The sequence below is a fragment of the Mesorhizobium sp. M0208 genome (assembly GCF_040322015.1).
Classification (GTDB): domain Bacteria; phylum Pseudomonadota; class Alphaproteobacteria; order Rhizobiales; family Rhizobiaceae; genus Mesorhizobium.
Window position 1 is genome coordinate 14,970 of sequence record NZ_JAMYSP010000033.1, and the last position, 18,385, is coordinate 33,354.

The following is an 18,385-nucleotide window of genomic DNA, read 5'->3' on the forward strand; positions in this document are numbered from 1 at the left end:
GTCGTCTCCTGATCTTGTCGATTGCATCTGGATCATAACCCGTCTCTTTGCAAGATCGATGAAATGAAACTGTCGCAAAAGCCTGTCAGAGGATAAGTTAAGCCGGTTAAGGCTGTGGTCGTCGAACGGTGTGGGAAGAGCGGAAACCATGAACGAACTGAAGCCGGTCCAGAACGAATTCATCACCGTCGAGGCCGCGAGCCGAGAAGGCGGCAATCCCGACCGCTTCGTCAATCGCGAGTTTTCCTGGCTGCAATTCAACCGGCGCGTGCTCGAGGAATCGCTGAATACCAATCATCCGCTGCTCGAGCGCGTCCGGTTCCTGTCGATATCGGCTGCCAACCTCGACGAATTCTTCATGGTCCGCGTCGCCGGTCTTGCCGGTCAGGTGCGCGAGGGCATCGTGCTGAAGAGCCCGGATGGGCGCACTCCCGAGCAGCAGCTCGAACAATTGCTGCGCGAGGTCGAGCGCCTGCAGGAGGACCAGCAGAACAGCCTTTCGGCGCTGATGCTGCTGCTCGACAAACAAGGCATCGAAAGCATCACCCGCGATGCGCTGACCAAGGACGAGAAGACCTGGCTCGAGGACCATTTCCAGGAGCAGGTATTTCCGGTCCTGACCCCGCTGTCGATCGACCCGGCGCATCCGTTTCCGTTCATTCCCAATCTCGGTTTCTCGATGGCGCTGCAATTGCGCCATCGCAAGAACGGCGAGGAAATGAGCGCGCTTCTGCGCCTGCCGGTGGCGCTGAGGCGCTTCATCCGTTTGCCGGATCGCAAGCATCATGTCCGCTTCATTCCACTCGAAGAGGCGGTCAGTCTCTATATCGGCAAGCTGTTCCCCGGCTATGAGGTCAAGGGCTCCGGCACGTTCCGCATCATCCGCGACAGCGATATCGAGGTCGAGGAAGAATCAGAGGATCTGGTGCGGCTGTTCGAGACGGCGCTGAAGCGGCGACGCCGCGGCTCGGTCATCCGCATCGAGTTCGACAGGTCGATGCCGGCCGAATTGCGCGATTTCGTCGCCGGCGAGCTCGGCGTCTCGGCCAGCCGGATCAGCGTGCTCACCGGTCCGCTGGCGCTCAGCCAGATCTCGGAGATCGTCGCCGTCGCCCGCGACGATCTGAAGTTCACGCCTTACAATCCGCGCTTTCCCGAGCGCATCCGCGAGCATGGCGGCGACTGTTTTGCCGCGATCCGCGAGAAGGACATCATCGTCCACCACCCTTACGAATCCTTCGACGTGGTGGTGCAGTTTCTGCGCCAGGCAATGGCCGACCCGGAAGTGGTGGCGATCAAGCAGACGCTCTACCGCACCTCCAACGACAGCCCGATCGTACGGGCTTTGGTCGATGCGGCGGAAGCCGGCAAGTCGGTGACGGCGCTGGTCGAGCTCAAGGCGCGCTTCGACGAGGAGGCCAACATCCGCTGGGCGCGCGACCTCGAGCGTGCCGGCGTCCAGGTCGTCTTTGGCTTTCTCGAACTGAAGACCCACGCAAAGATGTCGCTGGTCGTGCGGCGCGAGGACGGCAGGCTGCGCAATTACGTGCATCTCGGCACCGGCAACTACCACCCGGTCACCGCCCGCATCTACACCGATCTGTCCTTCTTCACCACCGACCCGACAATCGCGCGCGATGTCGCCCAGTTGTTCAACTTCATCACCGGCTATGCCGAGCCGGCCGAGCAGATGCGGCTGGCCATCTCGCCGTTCACGCTGCGCGACCGCATCCTCCAGCACATTTCGGATGAGATCAGCCACGCGCTGGAGGGCAGACCGGCCCGCATCTGGATGAAGATGAACGCCTTGGTCGACCCGATCGTCATCGACGCGCTCTACGATGCCAGCCGCGCCGGCGTCGAGATCGATCTCGTCGTGCGCGGCATCTGCTGCCTGAGACCGCAGGTGCCCGGCCTATCGGAGAACATCAGGGTGAAGTCGATCGTCGGCCGCTTCCTCGAGCACAGCCGAATCTATTGCTTCGGCAACGGCCACGGCCTGCCCTCGGACGGGGCGATCGTCTACATCTCCTCGGCCGATCTGATGCCGCGCAATCTCGACCGCCGCGTCGAGACCATGGTGCCGATCACCAATCCAACTGTGCATGAGCAGGTGCTCGGCCAGATCATGCTCGGCAACATCATGGACAACCAGCAAAGTTTCGACGTATTGGCTGACGGAACCTCCCGGCGCGTCGTGCTGGAGGAGGGCGAGGAACCGTTCAACGCGCAGGAATATTTCATGACCAATCCGAGCCTGTCCGGAAGGGGCGATGCGTTGAAGTCGCATGCGCCCAAGCGCATTGCGCAGTTCAAACGCCGCAAGAAACAGAACGCAGCGACGGGCTGATGATTTCAGCGTCCCAGGGCCGGCTCCAGGACCGCCGACCGCTGTCCATCATCGATATCGGGTCGAACTCGATCCGTCTTGTGATCTATGAGGGGCTGGCGCGCTCGCCGACCTTGCTGTTCAACGAAAAGATGCTGGCCGGCCTCGGCCGCGGCATCGTTTCGACCGGAAAGCTCGATCCCGAGGCGGTGACGCGTTCGATGGAAGAGTTCCGCCGCTTCCGCGCGCTCTCCGACCAGGCCGGCGCCGAGCGCATGTATGTGCTGGCGACCGCCGCCGCTCGTGAGGCGGTCAACGGCCCCGACTTCATCCACCGCGCCGAGGATGTGCTCAGGACCGAGATCCAGGTGCTGAGCGGCCGCGAGGAAGCTCATTATTCGGCACTCGGCGTGATCTCCGGTTTCCACCCGGCCAACGGCATCGCCGGCGACCTTGGCGGCGGCAGCCTCGAACTGATCGACATCGACGGTGAGACGATCGGTGACGGCATCACGCTGCCGTTGGGCGGCTTGCGCCTGCAGGACATGGCGAAGAACTCGCTGGCCCAGGCGGCAAGGATCACGCGCGAGCAACTGGCGCGGGCGAAATTGCTGAAGGGCGGGCAGGGCAGGGCCTTCTACACGGTCGGCGGCACCTGGCGAAACCTCGCCCGGCTGCACATGGAAATGACCAACTACCCGCTCGGCGTCATGCACCACTACGAGATCGGCATCGAAAGCGCCGCGAACTTCCTCCGGCAGGTCGCCAAAGCCGAGATCGACAAGATCAAAGGCATCGAGGGCATCTCCAAGAACCGCCGCTCGCTGCTGCCCTATGGCGCCATCGTGCTGCAGGAGATCATGGCGGCGATGCAGCCGTCGAAGATCATCGTGTCGGCGCTGGGCGTGCGCGAGGGCTTTCTCTATTCGCTGCTCGATAAGGCCGAGCAGAAGGCCGATCCGCTGATCTCGGCTGCGGAAGAGCTTGCCCGCCTGCGCTCGCGCTCGGTCGACCACGCGCATGAGCTTGTCGAATGGACCGGCAAGGCATTCGCCGCCTTCGGCATCGACGAGACCAGGGATGAGGCGCGCTACCGCCACGCCGCCTGCCTGCTCGCGGATATCGGCTGGCGTGCCCATCCCGAATATCGCGGCAAGCAATCGCTCAACATCATCGCTCACGCCTCGTTTATTGGCGTCGACCATCCCGGCCGCGCCTTCCTGGCACTTGTCAGCCTGTTTCGCCACGAGGGCGTGTTCAATGAAGCCGCTCCGGAAATCCGCGGGCTGGCGACACCGCGCTATCTCGAGCGCGCCCGCGTGCTGGCCGCGCTGCTGCGCGTCGTCTATTTGCTGAGCGCGGCAATGCCCGGCGTCATGCCGCGACTGAAATGGGAAAACCGCGGCAATGGCGTGCTGGCGCTGGTGCTGCCGGCAGCGCTGGCCGATCTTTACGGCGAGCGGCCGGCCGGCCGGCTGGCACAGCTGGCAAGGGTCACCAACCGCCGGCTGGTGCTGGCGGTCGAGGGCGGGCCCAGCATGTCTGTCAAATAGACGCCCGCGCTGTCGCGTCGCGACCGTTGAGGAAAGAAGGGAAACGCCGTGAAATCCAGGCAGGTTCTTCAGCTGTTGGTTGCCGGGATCTTCGTCCTCTTCGCGGGCCCGTCAATGTGAGCCGTCTCGCAAAGTTCGTTTTTCTGGACACCGAATAAACCGGGCGGCAGCTTAGGCGCTCGCTGCAACCAGCCGCCCGTCGGCCGACCAGGCGCCCGCACCAGCCATTGCCAGCGCCAGGAAACCGCCTGCTATGGCAATGTCCTTCATCAGCATCTGTGAATGCATGAAGGTCAGCGTCGGATCGTCGCCGCCCTGGCCATAATGACCGAGGAAGCCCGCCGCGATGCAGAACGCAGCGAGCAGCAGCGCCACGACCGGCGTCTTGAAGCCGACGAGGATGAGCAGCCCGGCGATCAGCTCGAACAGGCCTGTCGCCCAAGCCACCAGCGTCGGCAGCGGCAGGCCGAGGCCGGCGAAATAGCCTGATGTGCCGGCGATGTCGGCAAGCGCATGGAAGCCGGACGGCACGAACAGCGCGGCGAGCAGCAGCCGGGAAAGCAAGAGCAGCGTATTGCGAGGCATGGTGTCCTCCGATATCGGCGACCGATCCTAGCAGAGTTCCAGCCAGCGGATATAAACCGACAACGAAAAAGGGGCGCGGAAAATTCCGCGCCCCTTTGTTCAGGAAATGCTGGACTGCTTCAGCCGCGCTTGGCGTCGATCGAATACGCGCCTGGGCCCGAGGACGCGAGCACGAGGAAGCCGCCGGCAATGCCGAGGTTCTTCATAAAATTGATCATCTGCATCTGATCGGCCCAGCCGGTGTGGGCGACCAGCGCGGTGGCGACGGTGAAGATCGCCATTACCCAGCCGACGATCCGGGTCTGGAAGCCGACGAGGATGGCCAGGCCGCCAAGCAGTTCGATAAGGCCGACGACAATGGCGGTCACCATCGGCAGCGGCAGGCCAAGGCTGCCGAAATAGCCGGCGGTGCCGGCAATCGCCGTCAGCTTGCCGAAACCGGAAAGCAAGAAGATGACAGAAAGCAGGAGGCGGCCAAGCAGGATCGTGCCCGAGGCGCCGGCGGCGGTTCCGGAACCGGCAAACGAATTGTTGGTGGACGTATTGGTGGACATGCGTAACTCTCCAGAAGGGTTTGGCCAAACGGCTTGGGATACCCGCCTAGTTAGCGCAGGTCGACTGTTCACCAAAGACGTCAGATTGGTTACGGATTGTTCACCTAGGTAACGTTTTCGCGATGAACATGGGTGTTGTGATCCAGGCATATCAACACCCTAGCCCGGATGCGTCATGTCCTCCGGCCGCACCAGCCGCTCATAGTCGGCTTCGCTGACCAGCCCGGTGGCCAGCGCTTCCTGGCGCAGCGTGGTGCCGTTCTTGTGCGCCGCTTTGGCGATCTTGGCGGCGTTGTCGTAGCCGATCGTCGGTGCAAGCGCCGTCACCAGCATCAGCGAACGGTCGAGCGCCGCCTTGATGTTGTCTTCGCGGGCCTCGATGCCGACGACGCAATTGTCGGTGAACGACACGGAAGCGTCGGCCAGCAGCTGTACCGATTGCAGGAAACAATAAGCCATCAGCGGATTGTAGACGTTGAGCTCGAAATGACCCTGACTTCCGGCGAAGCTGATCGCCGCATTGTTGCCGAACACCTGCACGCAAACCTGTGTCATCGCCTCGCATTGGGTCGGATTGACCTTGCCAGGCATGATCGACGAGCCCGGTTCGTTTTCCGGCAACGACAATTCGCCGAGGCCCGAACGCGGGCCGGAGCCGAGCAGGCGGATATCGTTGGCGATCTTGAACAGCGCCGCCGCGCAGGCATTGATGGCGCCGTGCGAGAACACCATGGAATCATGGGCGGCCAGCGCCTCGAACTTGTTCGGCGCAGTGACGAAATCGATGCCGGTGATCGCGGCGATGCGCGCCGCCACCTTTTCGGCAAAACCGACCGGAGCGTTGAGACCGGTCCCGACCGCGGTGCCGCCTTGCGCCAATTCCTGCAGGCCGGGCAGGGTCATTTCGATGCGCTTGATCGACGAGGCGACCTGCGCCGCATAGCCGGAGAACTCCTGGCCGAGCGTCAGCGGCGTCGCGTCCTGCGTGTGGGTGCGGCCGATCTTGACGATGTGGGCGAAAGCCCTGGTCTTGGCGTCGAGTGCCGCATGCAAATGCCTCAGCGCCGGTAGCAGGTCGTGGATGATGCGCTCGGCGCAAGCGATGTGCATGGCCGTCGGATAGGTGTCGTTCGATGACTGGCTCATGTTGACGTGGTCATTGGGATGCACCGGCTTCTTCGACCCCATGACGCCGCCCAAAAGCTCGATCGCGCGGTTGGAAATCACCTCATTGGCGTTCATGTTGGACTGCGTGCCTGAGCCGGTTTGCCAGACGACCAGCGGGAAATGGTCGTTCAGCTTGCCGTCGATGACCTCCTGGGAAGCCTCGATAATGGCCTTGCCGATCGCCGGATCGAGCCGCTTCAGCTCCATATTGGCTTCGGCGGCGGCCCGCTTGACGATGCCCAGCGCCCGCACGATCGAGGCCGGCTGTTTCTCCCAGCCGATCTTGAAATTGGCCAGCGAACGCTGCGCCTGCGCGCCCCAATAGCGGTCCGCGGGGACCTCGATGGGACCGAACGTGTCGGTTTCGGTTCTGGTCTCTGGCGCGCTCACGAAGTCTCTCCGGTTTGCAATTTGCAAACGGCGTATCGCGTTGCACAAACGCCTTCAAGCGGAGATTGCGGGCGATGGAGATGCAAATCGGTTGAAGCCGCGCCTTTTCCTTCTCCCACAAGCGAGGAGGAAGGGCGCGCTCCTCACCCCGCCGTATACCCGCCGTCGATGGCAAAGATACCGCCGCTGGTCCACGCCGCCTCGTCGCTGGCGAGATAGACCGCGATGCCGGCAAGGTCGCTGGTCCGGCCGATACGGCCGAGCGGATAGCTGCGCTCGACATAGGCCTTGAGCTCGGCTTGCGCGGCTTCCGGCAGGTTTTCGATCGACCTGCGCCGCATCGCTGTGTCGACCGTGCCGGGCGCGATGGCGATGACCCTTATGCCGCGCGGCCCGAGCTCGAAGGCGAGCGACTTGGTCAGCGAATTGAGCGCGCCCTTCGACAGCGAATAGAGGCTGGACGGCCGCTTCGGGATCATCTTGTGCGCAAAATAGGACGAGATGTTGATCACCGAAGCCGCGCCCGGCGCGAGATGCGGCAACAGCCGTTGGGTGAGGAAGAATACGGCCGTGACGTTGAGCGCGAACGATTGCTGGAACTGGTCCTCGCTGACGGTCTCGAAGGGCACCAGGAATGCCACGCCGGCGTTGTTGACGAGGATATCGAGAGATGGGCCGCGCCTGGCATGCTCGACCACGGCGTCGATGCCGGCGCTGGCCGACAGGTCGGCCGACAGCGTTTCGACATTATTCCCGAGCTGCTCGCGGGCGGCGTCGAGTTTTTTGCCGTCGCGGCCGACGATCAGCACGTCCGCGCCTTCGCGCGAGAAAGCCTCGGCGATTGCCAGCCCGATCCCCTCCGAACCGCCGGTGACCAGTGCCCGTTTGCCGCCTAGTCTCATCCAACACGCCCGCGCATTGCCGTCTTGTCTGGTAAGGAGAGCAGCGCCGTTGCCGATTGTGGTCAAGCCTCCGGCTTATCCTACGATATGAACTTTCGGCTGATGCGCCTGGCTATTCGGCAGCGGCTGCACCGCGCCGAACAGCCAGCCGGGTAGCGACAAAATCCTTGACCTGATGAATGGCCTGTTCACGCGTAACGCTGCCTGGCTGCAGGCCAAGCCTCAACCACAGCCCGTCGATCAGGGCGGTGACGCCGAAAGCGATCTCGTCAGCATCGCGCCCCGGCGCCAGACCGCGCAGGCCGGACAGCAGGTTGGAGCGCATGCGCGCATGGATCACCTTCTGGATGCGGGCAAGCTTTTCGTCGCGCGGCACCTCCGCGCAAAGTGAAAGCCAGGCGTGGCAGAGGGACGGCTGGAAGAGATGCGGCTCGAAATTGCCTTCGATGATGGCATCTATCCGTTGCATTGGCGTACGCGCCTGCCTCAACCGCTCCACCACCGCATGACGCAGCACCAGGTTCGATTCGCGCATGGCATGCTCGAAAAGCTCCCGCTTGCTGTTGAAATAGTGCAGCACGATGCCCTTCGATGCGCCGGCCTGTGCCGCCACTTTTTCTATGGTGGCGCCAGCTATGCCTTCGCGCTGAAGCACGGCAAAGGCGGCTTGCCGCAGCTCCTTGCGGCGTATGTCGCTGAGACGCTTGAGTTTCACGGGCGGGGATCCATGCATCGAAAACCGACGTTGACATTTTTGTCCGCCGAGATCAATGATTGACCGTTGGGACAATTTAAAAACCGAATGGTCAACGTCGTTGGTGAAATGAGGAGAACCGAAATGCTTCGTTGCCTTGGAATAGGAGCCTCGCTCTGCGTCCTGCTGGCGATCCAGCCGGCCTTTGCGGCTGAACCCGAGCAATGCAAGGTCGTCCGCATGGCCGAGCCTGGATGGAACGACCTTGCCTTCACCACCGGCGTCACCAGCGTCTTGCTCGATGCGCTCGGCTATAAGCCGGCAAGTTCGCTTCTGGGCATCAACGTCATCTATGAATCCTTGAAGAACAATGATTTAGACGTGTTCCTTGGCTATTGGGATCCGGCGATGATCACCTACTACGAGCCCTATAAGAAGGACGGCTCGGTGGACGATGTGCGCGTCAATCTCGTCGGCGCCAAATACACTTTTGCCGTGCCGACTTACGTCTGGGAGGCCGGCGTCAAGGACTTTGCCGACCTGCAAAAGTTCGCCGACAAGTTCGGCAGGAAGATGTACGGCATCGAGCCGGGCTCGAACCAGCTGATGATGGACGCCATCGCTGATAAGTCGCTCGGCCTCGATGGCTGGCAGGTCGTCGAATCGAGTGAAGCCGGCATGCTTTCCGAGGTCGGCTACGAGATCAAGGAAAAGCGCTTCATCGTCTTCCAGGGCTGGGCGCCGCATCCAATGAACACGATGTACGACTTCAAATATCTGAGCGGCGGCGACAAGTTCTACGGACCGAACTTCGGCGCCGCGACGGTGACGACGCAGGTGCGCAAGGGCTATCTGCAGCAATGCCCGAATGTCGGGCAGTTGCTGAAGAATCTCGCCTTCGACATCGATTTCGAAAATCTCGGCATGGGCTATCTCATCAATGACGGCATGAAGCCGGAGGAAGCCGGCCTGAAGGCGGTCAAGGAGAATCCGGATAGGCTCGGCGCCTGGCTTGCCGGTGTCACCACATTCGATGGCAAGCCCGCGCTCGACGCAGTCAAGCAGCAGCTCGGCCTGTGATATCGGCCGATCAGGCGGGCTGGAACGGCCGCAAGCGCAAGGTCGGTGCTGAAACGGCCTGCGTCGAAATCGCCGGGCAGGAGCCCGCGCTGGTGCTGGTGCACGGCTTCTCCGACACGAGCCGCAGCTTCTCCTTGCTGGCGCCGCATCTCGCCGGGCGCCGGCGTGTCATTCCAGACCTGCGCGGGCATGGCGCCTCGCCGGCCGGGACACGCGGCTTCGCCCCGGCGGATTTCGCGGAAGATGTGGCGAGTTTGATCGAGCGATTGCGGCTCGAGCGGCCGGTTCTGGTCGGGCATTCCCTGGGCAGCATGGTGGCGATCGAGGCAGCCGCGCGCTACCCCGAGATGATCGGTGGCCTGGTGCTGATGGCCGGAACGCTGCGCCCGCAGATCGGTGAGGATCACCCGATGACCATTGGTGTGCGGGCACTTCGAGACCCGATATCGCCGGCCGATCCGTTCTACGAATATTGGCATGCCTGCGAGGCCGAGGTTCCAGCGGACTTCCTGACCATGGCTGCAAAGGAAGCGTCAGCCATGCCGGCGGCACTTTGGTGCGCAATCCTGGAGCAGGTTCGGCGCGTCGATCTGACCGACAAGGCGCGCACGCTGCACCTGCCGGCGCTTGTCATTGCGGGCGGGCGCGACCTGCTCTTCGACGAAACGCACCAACGGCGGCTCCTCGAAGAAATCCCCGCCGCCGCGCTTGTAAGCGCGGTGCGATGCGGACACAACCCGCACTGGGAGGATCCGGCATTGGTTGCGGCAGCCATCGCCCGGTATTTCAAGGTCTGGAATGAAGCCGACCTCGAAGCGACCGGCAATCTGGGCTGAGAGCAGTCATGAACCTTTCCGAATACGTGGCGTTGGATGCCGTCGCCCTGGCCGGGCATGTTCGCTCGGGTGAACTGTCGGCTGTCGAGGTCGTTGAGGCGGCTATCGAAGCGATCGAACGCATCAATCCCGCCATCAATGCCGTGACACTGATCGATGCGGACCGGGCGCTTTCCGTGGCGGCAAGCTGCAACCGGCAGGCCGCACTCGCCGGCATTCCCTTCTTGGTCAAGGACACCGGCGTCAATGTACGGGAGTGGCCGACGACGCACTCGTCGCTCTACTTCAAGGATGCCGCGCCGAAGCCCGACAGCGAGATCGTCCGGCGCTGGCGGGCCGCCGGTCTGATCTTGCTGGGAAAGACAAACACGCCTGAATTTGCCAACGACTTCGTCACCGAACCCAGCTTTCGCGGCCCCACCTTGAACCCCTGGGATCCTTCGCTGACGGCGGGCGGCTCAAGCGGCGGAGCTGCCGCCGCGGTGGCAAGCGGCATGGTGCCGGTCGCCCACGGTTCCGACATCGGCGGCTCGATCCGGGTGCCGGCTGCCTGTTGCGGCGTGTTCGGCATGAAGCCGTCGCGCGGGCTCACGCCTGTCGGCCCCTATCGAGGTCAGGTCGGCGCCGGGCTCTACGCCGACAGTGTCCTATCCCGCACCGTTCGGGACAGCGCCGCTATGCTGGACATGACTGCCGGTCCAGAACAAGGAGCGCCTTACTCCGTGCCGAAATCGGTGCCATCCTACCTGGACTGGCTGTCTTCCCCCGGCGAGCGTCTGCGCGTCGCGTGCCTGATGCACCGGCCGGATGGCACGCCCGTCGCGTCCGAGATCGGGGGAAAATTCCAGGAAGCCATGATCCTCCTCGAGGAAATGGGACACGAGGTCACAGAGGCGCGTTTCCCGCGGGAAGCCAGTGCCGAAGCGGACTGGAGCATCTTCTGGATGTCGGAGGTCGCGCGGCTGGTTGACGAGCGCGCCGACGAGATCGGGCGGATGCCGGGGGCCGGCGAAATCGAAAGCCTGACTCGTCACGCGCTCGACAGTTTTCGGCGATCCTCGGCCGCCGATTATCTCAAGGCGCAGGACCATGTGCACAGCGCTTCGCTGGCGATGGCGATGGCATTCGATGCGTTCGACCTGATCATGACGCCGACGACGGCCGAGCTTACGCCCCGGATTGGCGCCATCCATGGCGATGGTGCTGTCTTCGACTACGAGGCTTGGGCGAGCCGGGCCTACGGCTTTGCGCCCTTCACGGAAATCTTCAACGTCACCGGGCAACCGGCCGCCAGCCTGCCGCTGTTCCAGTCGAAAGGCGGCCTGCCGATTGGCATCCAGCTTATTGGCCGCAAGAACGAGGACCACCGGCTGCTTCGCGTTTCCCTTGACCTGGAGCAGGCAACCGCATGGACCACGCGTTACCAGGCGATCCATGCCAGGCACTTTCAGGCATGAACCAGGAGGCTCCGGCGACGTAGGGGGGCGTCGAAGATGTTGGTTCATACCGAAATTGGGTGCTGCCCGAGCAGCGATCGCGCCGTCGGTAACAGACGCAAAACCTCCGCGGGCCTGGCGAATTCCCCTTGTACGGTCTGCTGAAGCGCCTGCCAGTCCGGGGAGGCAGCCAAGGCTGCCTCATGGCGGGCATACGCTTCGGCGCTGGCGAAACCCGTGACGCTGATGAAGACGTTTTCGCTGGCCCGCACCGGCAGCCGCGGAAAGCTGTTTTCGGCATGTTCGGTGACGAAGGCGGCCAGCGGCTGTGCGCCAAATGCGGCAAGCACCGGAAGAGCCGCGGTCTGGAAGTCCCGGGCGAAGCCGGCTTCCAGGCCCGGTCGCAAATGATGAATCTTGATGACAACAATTGTCTGCAAAGCACTGCTTGTGCTTGGTTCTTCGAGATCCGTCTGGATTGCTCGTTGCGATCCCGAGAGATCGAAGCCGGCGCCCGCCCAGGCCGGCCTCAGCAGCAACACGTCGTCGGAATCGATCATCGTGGCGTTGGCGGCGTCGCGCCAGGCTGCCCAGACCGGCCCGTCATAGAAGGCGGTCAGAGCGTTTTTCCGCGCTTCCATGCCGTCGAAGCCGCGCAGCCAGACGAACATGTCCGGCCGGTCGAGATCGCGGAACTGGCCGATGATGGTCATTCCCGCGGTTTCCTGGCCCTCGATCAGGTGATTGTCGAAGATGCCGATCAGCGTCTCGCGCCGCCCGGGTTTCAGCGTGTATTGCCTGAGTTCGACGACGGGCGAGGCGAGCAGATCGGGATTAGGTATGGCGTTCAAAGGCAGGTTCATCGCGCGAGCTCCAAAACAGGACAGTCATCCTGTTTTGCAAAACAGACCGGTTGTCCTGTTTTGTCAATCTGCTATCGTGTGAAGATGTCAGCAGAGATATCCGCTCGCCCAAGGTCGCGGGCTCAAAAACGCACCAACGACCCCGAAGGCATGCGCAAGAAAGTGCTCGACGTCGCCGAGGAGGCGTTTCAGGCACGCGGCTATCATGCGTCCAGCATGGGCGACCTGATGGCGACGGCGGGCGTCACCGGCGGCGCGCTGCACCACCATTTCGCGACCAAGAAGGCGCTGGCGCTTGCAGTGATCGAGGAGCGGGTCGCCGCCGCGGTCGAAGAGACATGGATCGCACCGGTGCGGATGGCTCCCTCAGCGCGCGAGGGCGTGCGCTCCGTGTTCGCGGCCGTCGCGGCGGAGCTGGAGCGGCAAGGTTTCGTGCGCGGTTGCCCGCTCAACAACCTGGCGCATGAACTGTCGCTTGCCGATCCGGATTTCCGCATTGCCCTTGCCGGCATTTTTTCGGCCTGGCGCCAGGCGATCGCCGACAAGATCAGCGCCGACCAGCGGGCGGGACGGGAGCTGGGCACTGATCCGCAGCGCTTCGCAGCGCTTGCTGTCGCCAGCTATTCGGGCGCCATGTCGATGGCCAAGACCGCACAGGACGCAAGCGTGCTGCGCGACTGCCTGATGGCGTTGGAGCAGGGAGTTATGTCGTCCAAAACAGGAACGAGGCGACGTAGCAGGATATTGCACAGAGCCCTTTGACGCCCGCAGGACCGTCGCTCACTATGACCGAGGCGGGGAGGCCGAGCTCTTAATTCGCTAGCGGCTTGATCAGCTCGTAGCCGACCACGCTTTCGGCGCTGGTGCCCTCGTCATAGCGCCTGGCCACAACTGCCTGCAGATCGGGTGCGTAAAGCGCGGTGAACTCGTCCCGCGTCTCGCCGGCCTCGCTCCTGATCGTCTGCTTGACCGCGAGCACGGCGTATTTGCAATCACCCAGGCTGAACGTCTCCTTGCCCTTGACGTTGATCTCCAGCGTCTCGGTGCCCTTCGGCGGCTTGTTCGGTGCAAGACGGGCAAACACGATCTTGCTCTTGGCCCCCGCCTTCAGTGGGAACACCTTCCTGAGATCGGAAAACGGGATCATCGCCATCTCCCCTGTGCTGCTGTCGCGAAACACTTCGATCAGCCCGCCGAACAGGTACTGCGACTGCGGCGATTGCGACTGGTATTTGTTGGCAACCGCCACCATTCCGCCCGCCGCCGGACGAAATTCGCTGTGGATGCCAGGCCTTTCGAGAACGAAGCCGGCCTTGGCCGATTTGGCGTCGATGCACGCCGAGGCGTGCGCTGCGCTCGTCATCGCCAGGATCGCCATTGTCATGCCGCTGGATGCAGTTTTCATGGCGTCCTCCTCTGCCCGCGCAAGTTGAATGCCGAAAGCAATGCCAGACCTGGGAGAACGTGTCGACACACTTTGCGAGCAACTGGACTGCCGGTTCGCGTCGTGCTGAATTTTAGCGCATGATGCATCGTATTTCCGCCCGACCGGTCTCCCGGCGCAGTTTCCTGATGAAGGCAGCGGCCGTTGCCGCGGCCGGCGCCGTTTCGCGCCCGGCCTTCGGCCAGACCGGGCAGCGCATTCCGGCGATCGACGCCACCTTCCTGTTTATCGCTGATGTCCATGCCTGCCGCATGGCGAACGGATTGAGCCCGCACTGCGAGCAGGAAGGCAAGACCGACGCCGCCCTGCTGCGCAATGTCGCCGCGCTCAACGGCATCGCCGACAGACAATGGCCGGCTGAAATCAACGGCGTCGCCACCGGTCTGCATTCGACGGGCAATATCGGCACGCCGCTCGGCCTCGTCGTTGGCGGCGACATCACCGATGATGGTGGCGGCCAGATCACCCAGCCCAGCGAAGGCACGCAGCTGCTCCAGTTCAGCCAGCGCTACCAGCAGGGCGTTGGCCCCGACCGCGTGCACATGCCGGTCTATGTCGGCCTCGGCAATCACGACCTCGACCAGAACGGCCCGCGCTCGCATGTCGACTGGTACCGCCGCGAAATGCGCGACTACGTCGAGGTCAATCACCGCCCCGGCGTTTTCTTCAAGCCGCCCGCGCCGGCGACCAACTACGATCTCGAGACCGATTGCTATTCATGGGATTGGGGCGGTCTGCATCTTGTCCAGACGCACCGTTTTGCCGGCGATACCGGCCATGGCGCCACCAGCAGCCTGCCATGGCTGAAGCAGGACCTGGCGACCTATGCCGGCGACGGCCGCCCGGTCATCCTGTTCCAGCATTATGGCTGGGATACTTTTTCGATCGAAAGATGGGATGCCGCCGAGAAGACCTTCGACGACAACGGCAAGGGTCCGCCGCATTGGTGGAGCGAAGCCGACAGGCAGGCGCTGCTGGCTGTGCTGAAGGGCTACAACGTCGTCGGCATCTTCCATGGCCACCAGCACGCGACGCCGATGATCTACCACCGTGACGGGCTCGATTTGTTCAAGCCGAAGGCTGCCCTCATGGGCGGCTTCGCGTTGGCGCGGGTGACCGGCAGCAGCATGGATGTGGTGCTGGGCGAAGCCGCCGGGGGTCATGGCGAGGTCGCCTTCACCAATGCGTACAGCAAAAGTCTGACTTTCTGACGGGCAGGAGAGGGCGCAAAAAAGGCGGCCGAGCCGCCTTTTTCTGGTTTGCGAAGGGCTCGGCGTCAAAGCGCCTTCTTCACCTTGTGCTTCACGTCGCCGTAAGCCTTCTGCATCTTGCCGGTCGCCTTGTCGACGTCGCCTTCGGCCTCGGTGCGCCTGTTGCCGGTGGCCTTGCCGGCGGTCTGCTTGACCGAGCCCTTGGCTTGCTTGGCAACGCCGGCAACCTGATCCTTGTTCACCATCTCGCATCTCCTGAACCGTTCGCCTGGAGAAACGGTCGCGGATCGCTTAGGTTCCGGGTTCGGCCCGTCGATTGCGATAGCTTCCGGCCGCGAAGCCGACAGGATAGGGTGCGCCAGGACGCCCGAACAGACAGGGGCCGGAGGGACAATGGCTGAATTCACGCTCTTCATCGGCAACAAGTGTTTTTCGTCGTGGTCACTGAGGCCGTGGCTGGCGATGAAGTATCTGGAGATCCCGTTCGAGGAAGGTCTTGTGCGCCTGCGCACGCCCGAGACCGCGGCCAATCTGGCCAGGATATCGCCGACCGGCCAGGTGCCGGTGCTGAACCATCGGCTGCCGAATGGCGAGGTCCGGATCGTCTGGGAAACCCTTGCCATCCTTGAATATCTCGCCGAGCTGTTTCCCGGGAAAAAGCTCTGGCCGGCCGACATCGCCGCCCGCGCGCTGGCCCGCTCGGCGGCGACAGAGATGCATTCCGGCTTTCGCGAGGTCCGCTACGGCTGGCCGATGAATTTGCGCCGGCCGAAAGGCCACAGGCCGCTCGACGCCGAAGGTGAGGCGCAACGGGCGCGCATCGAGGATTTGTGGCGGCAATGCCGCGAAAAGCACGGCAAAGGCGGCCCGTTCCTGTTTGGCCATTTCACTGCGGCCGACGCCATGTACGCGCCGGTCGTCACCCGCTTCGACACCTATGGTGGCACGCTGGCAACCGATACCCGCGCCTATGTCGACGCCGTGCTTTCGATGCCGGCGATGCGCCACTGGTATGCCGAGGCGGCGAAAGAGCCTTGGCCGGAGCCCGGCCCAGACGAGTAGAACCAAGCAAAGCCGGTCTTCCACTTCGCGGCCCGCGGCCTATGTGAAGATCGGGCTGGGGCCTTGGAGACTTCGCAATGACATCTGTTCCTTCCGCATTGGCCGGCAAGGTCGCACTCGTTACCGGCGCATCGTCGGGCATTGGCGAGGCGACCGCTGCGGCTTTGGCCGCCGCCGGGGCCAAGGTGGCGATTGCGGCGCGCCGCGCCGATCGCCTCAAAGCGCTGGCCGCGCGTATAGAAAAGGCCGGCGGCACGGCGCTCCGCATCGAGGCCGACGTCACCAGCAATGACGATGTCACCGCCATGGTCGACAAGGTTGTCGCCGAATGGGGCCGCCTCGACATCCTCGTCAACAATGCCGGGGTGATGCTTCTGTCGCCCGCCGCCGAAGCGGTGCTCGACGACTGGCGCCGCATGGTCGAGCTCAACCTGCTGGCGCTGATGGGGGTCACCAAGGCGGCGCTGCCGCATCTGAGGGCCGCCAAGGGTCACATCGTCAACGTCTCGTCGGTCGCCGGCCGTGTCGCCAATCCGGGGGCCAGCGGCTACGCAGCAACCAAGTTCGGTGTCGTCGGCTTTTCCGAATCGCTGCGCCGCGAAGTCTACGCCGACAAGGTTCGCGTCACCGTCATCGAGCCCGGCCTGGTGCGCACCGAGCTCGGCGACCACATCACCAATCCGGCGTTCAAGGCTGATCTGGACAAGCGGCTCGCCGCCATGGAGGCGCTGACCGCCGAGGACATCGCCGCGGCCATTCTCTACGCCGTGAGCCAGCCGCCGCACGTCAACGTCAACGAGATCGTCATCCGCCCGACCGACCAGGAACGATGAACGGCGTCGGATCTTTTCGCTACGCCTCGAATCCCGCCCGCAGGAAGTCCCCACATTCCTCGACCAGCCGCGACGGGTCCGTCGCGAGGTAGACGCCGAAATCCGCCGTCGGCGCCGGCGGCAGGTTGAAGCGTCCGTTGAGGCTTTGGCAATCGGGCGGCAGCCCCTCCTGCAGCAGAAGCCCGATGCCAAGCCCGGCCCTCAGCGCCGAGATTAGTGTCGCGAAGGTCGACACGCGGCAGCCGATCTTCCAGCCGATCCCGGCCTCGGCGAGCGAAGCCAGCATCCTGTCCTGCCAGGAGCAGGCGCCGTCGAAGATGATCAGCGGCAGGTCGACCTCGTCGTCGATCTCGATCATGCGGCTTGCCGCCCAGACCAGCTGTCGCGACAGATGGCCTCGCGGCGCCATTGTGAAGCGCGCTGGATCGGCCATGACGATGTCGCATCTTCCTTCGCCCAACGCCTTGCTGAGATCGCTGCTGCTGGCCGATGTCAGTTCGATCTCCACGGAAGGATGCCGGCGCCGGAAGTCGGCGATGATCAACGGCAGCCGCGTTACCGCCAAATCCTCGACGATGCCCAGCCGGACACGGCCGACCAGCCTGCGGCCTTCAATCTCACGCCTGGCATCGTCGCCGATCGCGATGGCCTTGCGGGCGAAGGCGAGCAGGATCTCGCCGGCCTCGGTCAGCGTCACGCCCCGCGGCGAGCGGTGCAGCAGCTCCGCGCCGACTTCGCCCTCGAGGCGCTGAAGCTGCATGCTCACCGCCGCCTGGGTGCGGGCAAGCCGATCGGCTGCCCGGCTCACCGTCCCGGTATCGGCCACGGTGACGAAGGCGCGCAGCAGTCTGACGTCGATATCTCCGGTCATAAGAATTCCTGATAGCTGTGTCAGCATTATCAGGCTATCCGAAAGCCAGATCTGAATTCAAGGTCTGCTCGCGCGAACGAAAACAGGAGCAGCCACCTTGTCCTACAGAAGAAGATTTGAGGAGTTCGGTGTCGCCTGGCCGTCGCTCGAGCGGCCCGCTTTGCCGTTCTCGCCGACGGTTCGCGTCGCCGACATCGTCTATGTCTCCGGCCAGATACCCGAGATCGGGTCGGATATCGCCGCAATCGGCCGGGTTGGCGCAGAGATCGATCTGGCTGCTGCGCGCAACGCCGCCCGGCTTTGCGCGGCCAACGTCGTCTATTGGCTGGACAAGGAACTGGACGGCAATCTCGACCGCGTCGTGAAATTCGCCAAGCTGACCGTCTATGTGAATGCGGCGGCCGGCTTTTCGGCCTATTCGGAGGTCGGCAACGGAGCATCCGAATTTCTGCTCCATGTTTTCGGCGGGCGTGGCGAGCACGCCCGCTGCTCGCTCGGCATGGCCGGCTTGCCGGCCAATGTTCCGGTCGAAGCCGACGCTATCGTGCATGTCCGCTGATGCACCCCCAAAGCAT

19 protein-coding genes are annotated in these 18,385 nt (G+C 63.5%); 10 read left to right on the forward strand and 9 right to left on the reverse strand.

Going from position 1 to position 18,385, the window contains the following annotated elements:
* The first annotated feature begins 148 nt into the window (after positions 1-148).
* Both NKJ17_RS25690 and ppx read left to right on the forward strand, forming a co-directional pair.
* Entirely contained in the window at positions 149-2,350 is a 2,202-nt protein-coding gene (locus tag NKJ17_RS25690; RefSeq protein ID WP_352690664.1) for an RNA degradosome polyphosphate kinase, read from the forward strand.
* On the forward strand, positions 2,350-3,882 hold the full coding sequence (gene ppx, locus NKJ17_RS25695; RefSeq protein WP_352690666.1) for an exopolyphosphatase: 1,533 nt from the start codon (positions 2,350-2,352) through the stop codon (positions 3,880-3,882). The genes NKJ17_RS25690 and ppx overlap by 1 nt, the downstream gene beginning before the upstream one ends.
* 171 nt (positions 3,883-4,053) lie before the next feature.
* Here the strand turns inward: ppx and NKJ17_RS25700 are convergent, their stop codons facing one another.
* From NKJ17_RS25700 to betI, 5 genes are all read right to left on the reverse strand, one after another.
* Positions 4,054-4,467: a DoxX family protein gene (locus tag NKJ17_RS25700; RefSeq protein WP_352690668.1), complete on the reverse strand. Its 414-nt coding sequence runs from the start codon at positions 4,465-4,467 to the stop codon at positions 4,054-4,056.
* Positions 4,468-4,586: 119 nt separating this feature from the next.
* Positions 4,587-5,021, reverse strand: coding sequence for a DoxX family protein (locus NKJ17_RS25705; RefSeq protein WP_352690670.1), 435 nt, complete (start codon positions 5,019-5,021; stop codon positions 4,587-4,589).
* Positions 5,022-5,180: 159 nt separating this feature from the next.
* A complete protein-coding gene (gene fumC / locus NKJ17_RS25710) occupies positions 5,181-6,578 on the reverse strand; it encodes a class II fumarate hydratase (protein ID WP_352690672.1) in 1,398 nt (465 codons plus the stop codon).
* Between the two features lie 143 nt (positions 6,579-6,721).
* The gene (locus NKJ17_RS25715) at positions 6,722-7,480 is read right to left on the reverse strand and encodes an SDR family NAD(P)-dependent oxidoreductase (RefSeq protein ID WP_352690674.1); all 759 of its coding nucleotides are present in this window, start codon (positions 7,478-7,480) and stop codon (positions 6,722-6,724) included.
* Between the two features lie 112 nt (positions 7,481-7,592).
* Positions 7,593-8,195: a choline-binding transcriptional repressor BetI gene (betI, locus tag NKJ17_RS25720; RefSeq protein WP_352690677.1), complete on the reverse strand. Its 603-nt coding sequence runs from the start codon at positions 8,193-8,195 to the stop codon at positions 7,593-7,595.
* A gap of 123 nt (positions 8,196-8,318) precedes the next feature.
* Between betI and choX the strand changes: the two genes are divergently transcribed.
* The 3 genes from choX to NKJ17_RS25735 are packed head-to-tail and all read left to right on the forward strand — an operon-like array spanning position 8,319 to position 11,547.
* Positions 8,319-9,254, forward strand: coding sequence for a choline ABC transporter substrate-binding protein (gene choX, locus NKJ17_RS25725; RefSeq protein WP_352479300.1), 936 nt, complete (start codon positions 8,319-8,321; stop codon positions 9,252-9,254).
* Complete coding sequence (locus tag NKJ17_RS25730; protein ID WP_352690680.1) at positions 9,251-10,090, forward strand: alpha/beta fold hydrolase; 840 nt, start codon at positions 9,251-9,253, stop codon at positions 10,088-10,090. Before choX ends, NKJ17_RS25730 begins: the two co-directional genes overlap by 4 nt.
* Positions 10,091-10,098: 8 nt before the next feature.
* Entirely contained in the window at positions 10,099-11,547 is a 1,449-nt protein-coding gene (locus tag NKJ17_RS25735; RefSeq protein WP_352690683.1) for an amidase, read from the forward strand.
* Between the two features lie 44 nt (positions 11,548-11,591).
* Here the strand turns inward: NKJ17_RS25735 and NKJ17_RS25740 are convergent, their stop codons facing one another.
* Positions 11,592-12,389 carry an NIPSNAP family protein gene (locus NKJ17_RS25740; RefSeq protein WP_352690686.1) on the reverse strand — a complete coding sequence of 266 codons (798 nt, stop codon included), beginning with the start codon at positions 12,387-12,389 and terminating at the stop codon, positions 11,592-11,594.
* Between the two features lie 150 nt (positions 12,390-12,539).
* Between NKJ17_RS25740 and NKJ17_RS25745 the strand changes: the two genes are divergently transcribed.
* On the forward strand, positions 12,540-13,151 hold the full coding sequence (locus NKJ17_RS25745) for an LmrA/YxaF family transcription factor (protein ID WP_352690688.1): 612 nt from the start codon (positions 12,540-12,542) through the stop codon (positions 13,149-13,151).
* A 49-nt stretch (positions 13,152-13,200) separates the two neighbouring features.
* Here NKJ17_RS25745 and NKJ17_RS25750 read toward each other — a convergent pair whose 3' ends face one another.
* A complete protein-coding gene (locus NKJ17_RS25750) occupies positions 13,201-13,794 on the reverse strand; it encodes a hypothetical protein (RefSeq protein WP_352690690.1) in 594 nt (197 codons plus the stop codon).
* A 119-nt stretch (positions 13,795-13,913) separates the two neighbouring features.
* Here NKJ17_RS25750 and NKJ17_RS25755 point away from each other — a divergent pair, with 119 nt between their 5' ends.
* The gene (locus NKJ17_RS25755) at positions 13,914-15,044 is read left to right on the forward strand and encodes a metallophosphoesterase (RefSeq protein ID WP_352690693.1); all 1,131 of its coding nucleotides are present in this window, start codon (positions 13,914-13,916) and stop codon (positions 15,042-15,044) included.
* A 65-nt stretch (positions 15,045-15,109) separates the two neighbouring features.
* Here NKJ17_RS25755 and NKJ17_RS25760 read toward each other — a convergent pair whose 3' ends face one another.
* The gene (locus tag NKJ17_RS25760; RefSeq protein WP_352479307.1) at positions 15,110-15,289 is read right to left on the reverse strand and encodes a CsbD family protein; all 180 of its coding nucleotides are present in this window, start codon (positions 15,287-15,289) and stop codon (positions 15,110-15,112) included.
* Positions 15,290-15,437: 148 nt separating this feature from the next.
* Here NKJ17_RS25760 and NKJ17_RS25765 point away from each other — a divergent pair, with 148 nt between their 5' ends.
* Positions 15,438-16,106 carry a glutathione S-transferase family protein gene (locus tag NKJ17_RS25765; RefSeq protein WP_352690696.1) on the forward strand — a complete coding sequence of 223 codons (669 nt, stop codon included), beginning with the start codon at positions 15,438-15,440 and terminating at the stop codon, positions 16,104-16,106.
* A 77-nt stretch (positions 16,107-16,183) separates the two neighbouring features.
* A complete protein-coding gene (locus tag NKJ17_RS25770; protein ID WP_352690698.1) occupies positions 16,184-16,939 on the forward strand; it encodes an SDR family NAD(P)-dependent oxidoreductase in 756 nt (251 codons plus the stop codon).
* 19 nt (positions 16,940-16,958) lie between these two features.
* Here NKJ17_RS25770 and NKJ17_RS25775 read toward each other — a convergent pair whose 3' ends face one another.
* Positions 16,959-17,810, reverse strand: a complete 852-nt coding sequence (locus tag NKJ17_RS25775; RefSeq protein ID WP_352508859.1) for a LysR family transcriptional regulator — start codon at positions 17,808-17,810, stop codon at positions 16,959-16,961.
* Positions 17,811-17,907: 97 nt separating this feature from the next.
* Here NKJ17_RS25775 and NKJ17_RS25780 point away from each other — a divergent pair, with 97 nt between their 5' ends.
* A complete protein-coding gene (locus NKJ17_RS25780) occupies positions 17,908-18,369 on the forward strand; it encodes a RidA family protein (protein ID WP_352508858.1) in 462 nt (153 codons plus the stop codon).
* The last annotated feature ends 16 nt before the right edge of the window (positions 18,370-18,385 follow it).

Coding starts and splice junctions, on each gene's coding strand:
- NKJ17_RS25690 (WP_352690664.1), top strand. CDS start 149: ATGAACGAACTGAAGCCGGTCCAGAACGAATTCATCACCGTCGAGGCC.
- ppx (WP_352690666.1), top strand. CDS start 2,350: ATGATTTCAGCGTCCCAGGGCCGGCTCCAGGACCGCCGACCGCTGTCC.
- NKJ17_RS25700 (WP_352690668.1), bottom strand. CDS start 4,467: ATGCCTCGCAATACGCTGCTCTTGCTTTCCCGGCTGCTGCTCGCCGCG.
- NKJ17_RS25705 (WP_352690670.1), bottom strand. CDS start 5,021: ATGTCCACCAATACGTCCACCAACAATTCGTTTGCCGGTTCCGGAACC.
- NKJ17_RS25715 (WP_352690674.1), bottom strand. CDS start 7,480: ATGAGACTAGGCGGCAAACGGGCACTGGTCACCGGCGGTTCGGAGGGG.
- choX (WP_352479300.1), top strand. CDS start 8,319: ATGCTTCGTTGCCTTGGAATAGGAGCCTCGCTCTGCGTCCTGCTGGCG.
- NKJ17_RS25735 (WP_352690683.1), top strand. CDS start 10,099: ATGAACCTTTCCGAATACGTGGCGTTGGATGCCGTCGCCCTGGCCGGG.
- NKJ17_RS25740 (WP_352690686.1), bottom strand. CDS start 12,389: ATGAACCTGCCTTTGAACGCCATACCTAATCCCGATCTGCTCGCCTCG.
- NKJ17_RS25745 (WP_352690688.1), top strand. CDS start 12,540: ATGCGCAAGAAAGTGCTCGACGTCGCCGAGGAGGCGTTTCAGGCACGC.
- NKJ17_RS25750 (WP_352690690.1), bottom strand. CDS start 13,794: ATGAAAACTGCATCCAGCGGCATGACAATGGCGATCCTGGCGATGACG.
- NKJ17_RS25755 (WP_352690693.1), top strand. CDS start 13,914: ATGATGCATCGTATTTCCGCCCGACCGGTCTCCCGGCGCAGTTTCCTG.
- NKJ17_RS25760 (WP_352479307.1), bottom strand. CDS start 15,289: ATGGTGAACAAGGATCAGGTTGCCGGCGTTGCCAAGCAAGCCAAGGGC.
- NKJ17_RS25765 (WP_352690696.1), top strand. CDS start 15,438: ATGGCTGAATTCACGCTCTTCATCGGCAACAAGTGTTTTTCGTCGTGG.
- NKJ17_RS25770 (WP_352690698.1), top strand. CDS start 16,184: ATGACATCTGTTCCTTCCGCATTGGCCGGCAAGGTCGCACTCGTTACC.
- NKJ17_RS25775 (WP_352508859.1), bottom strand. CDS start 17,810: ATGACCGGAGATATCGACGTCAGACTGCTGCGCGCCTTCGTCACCGTG.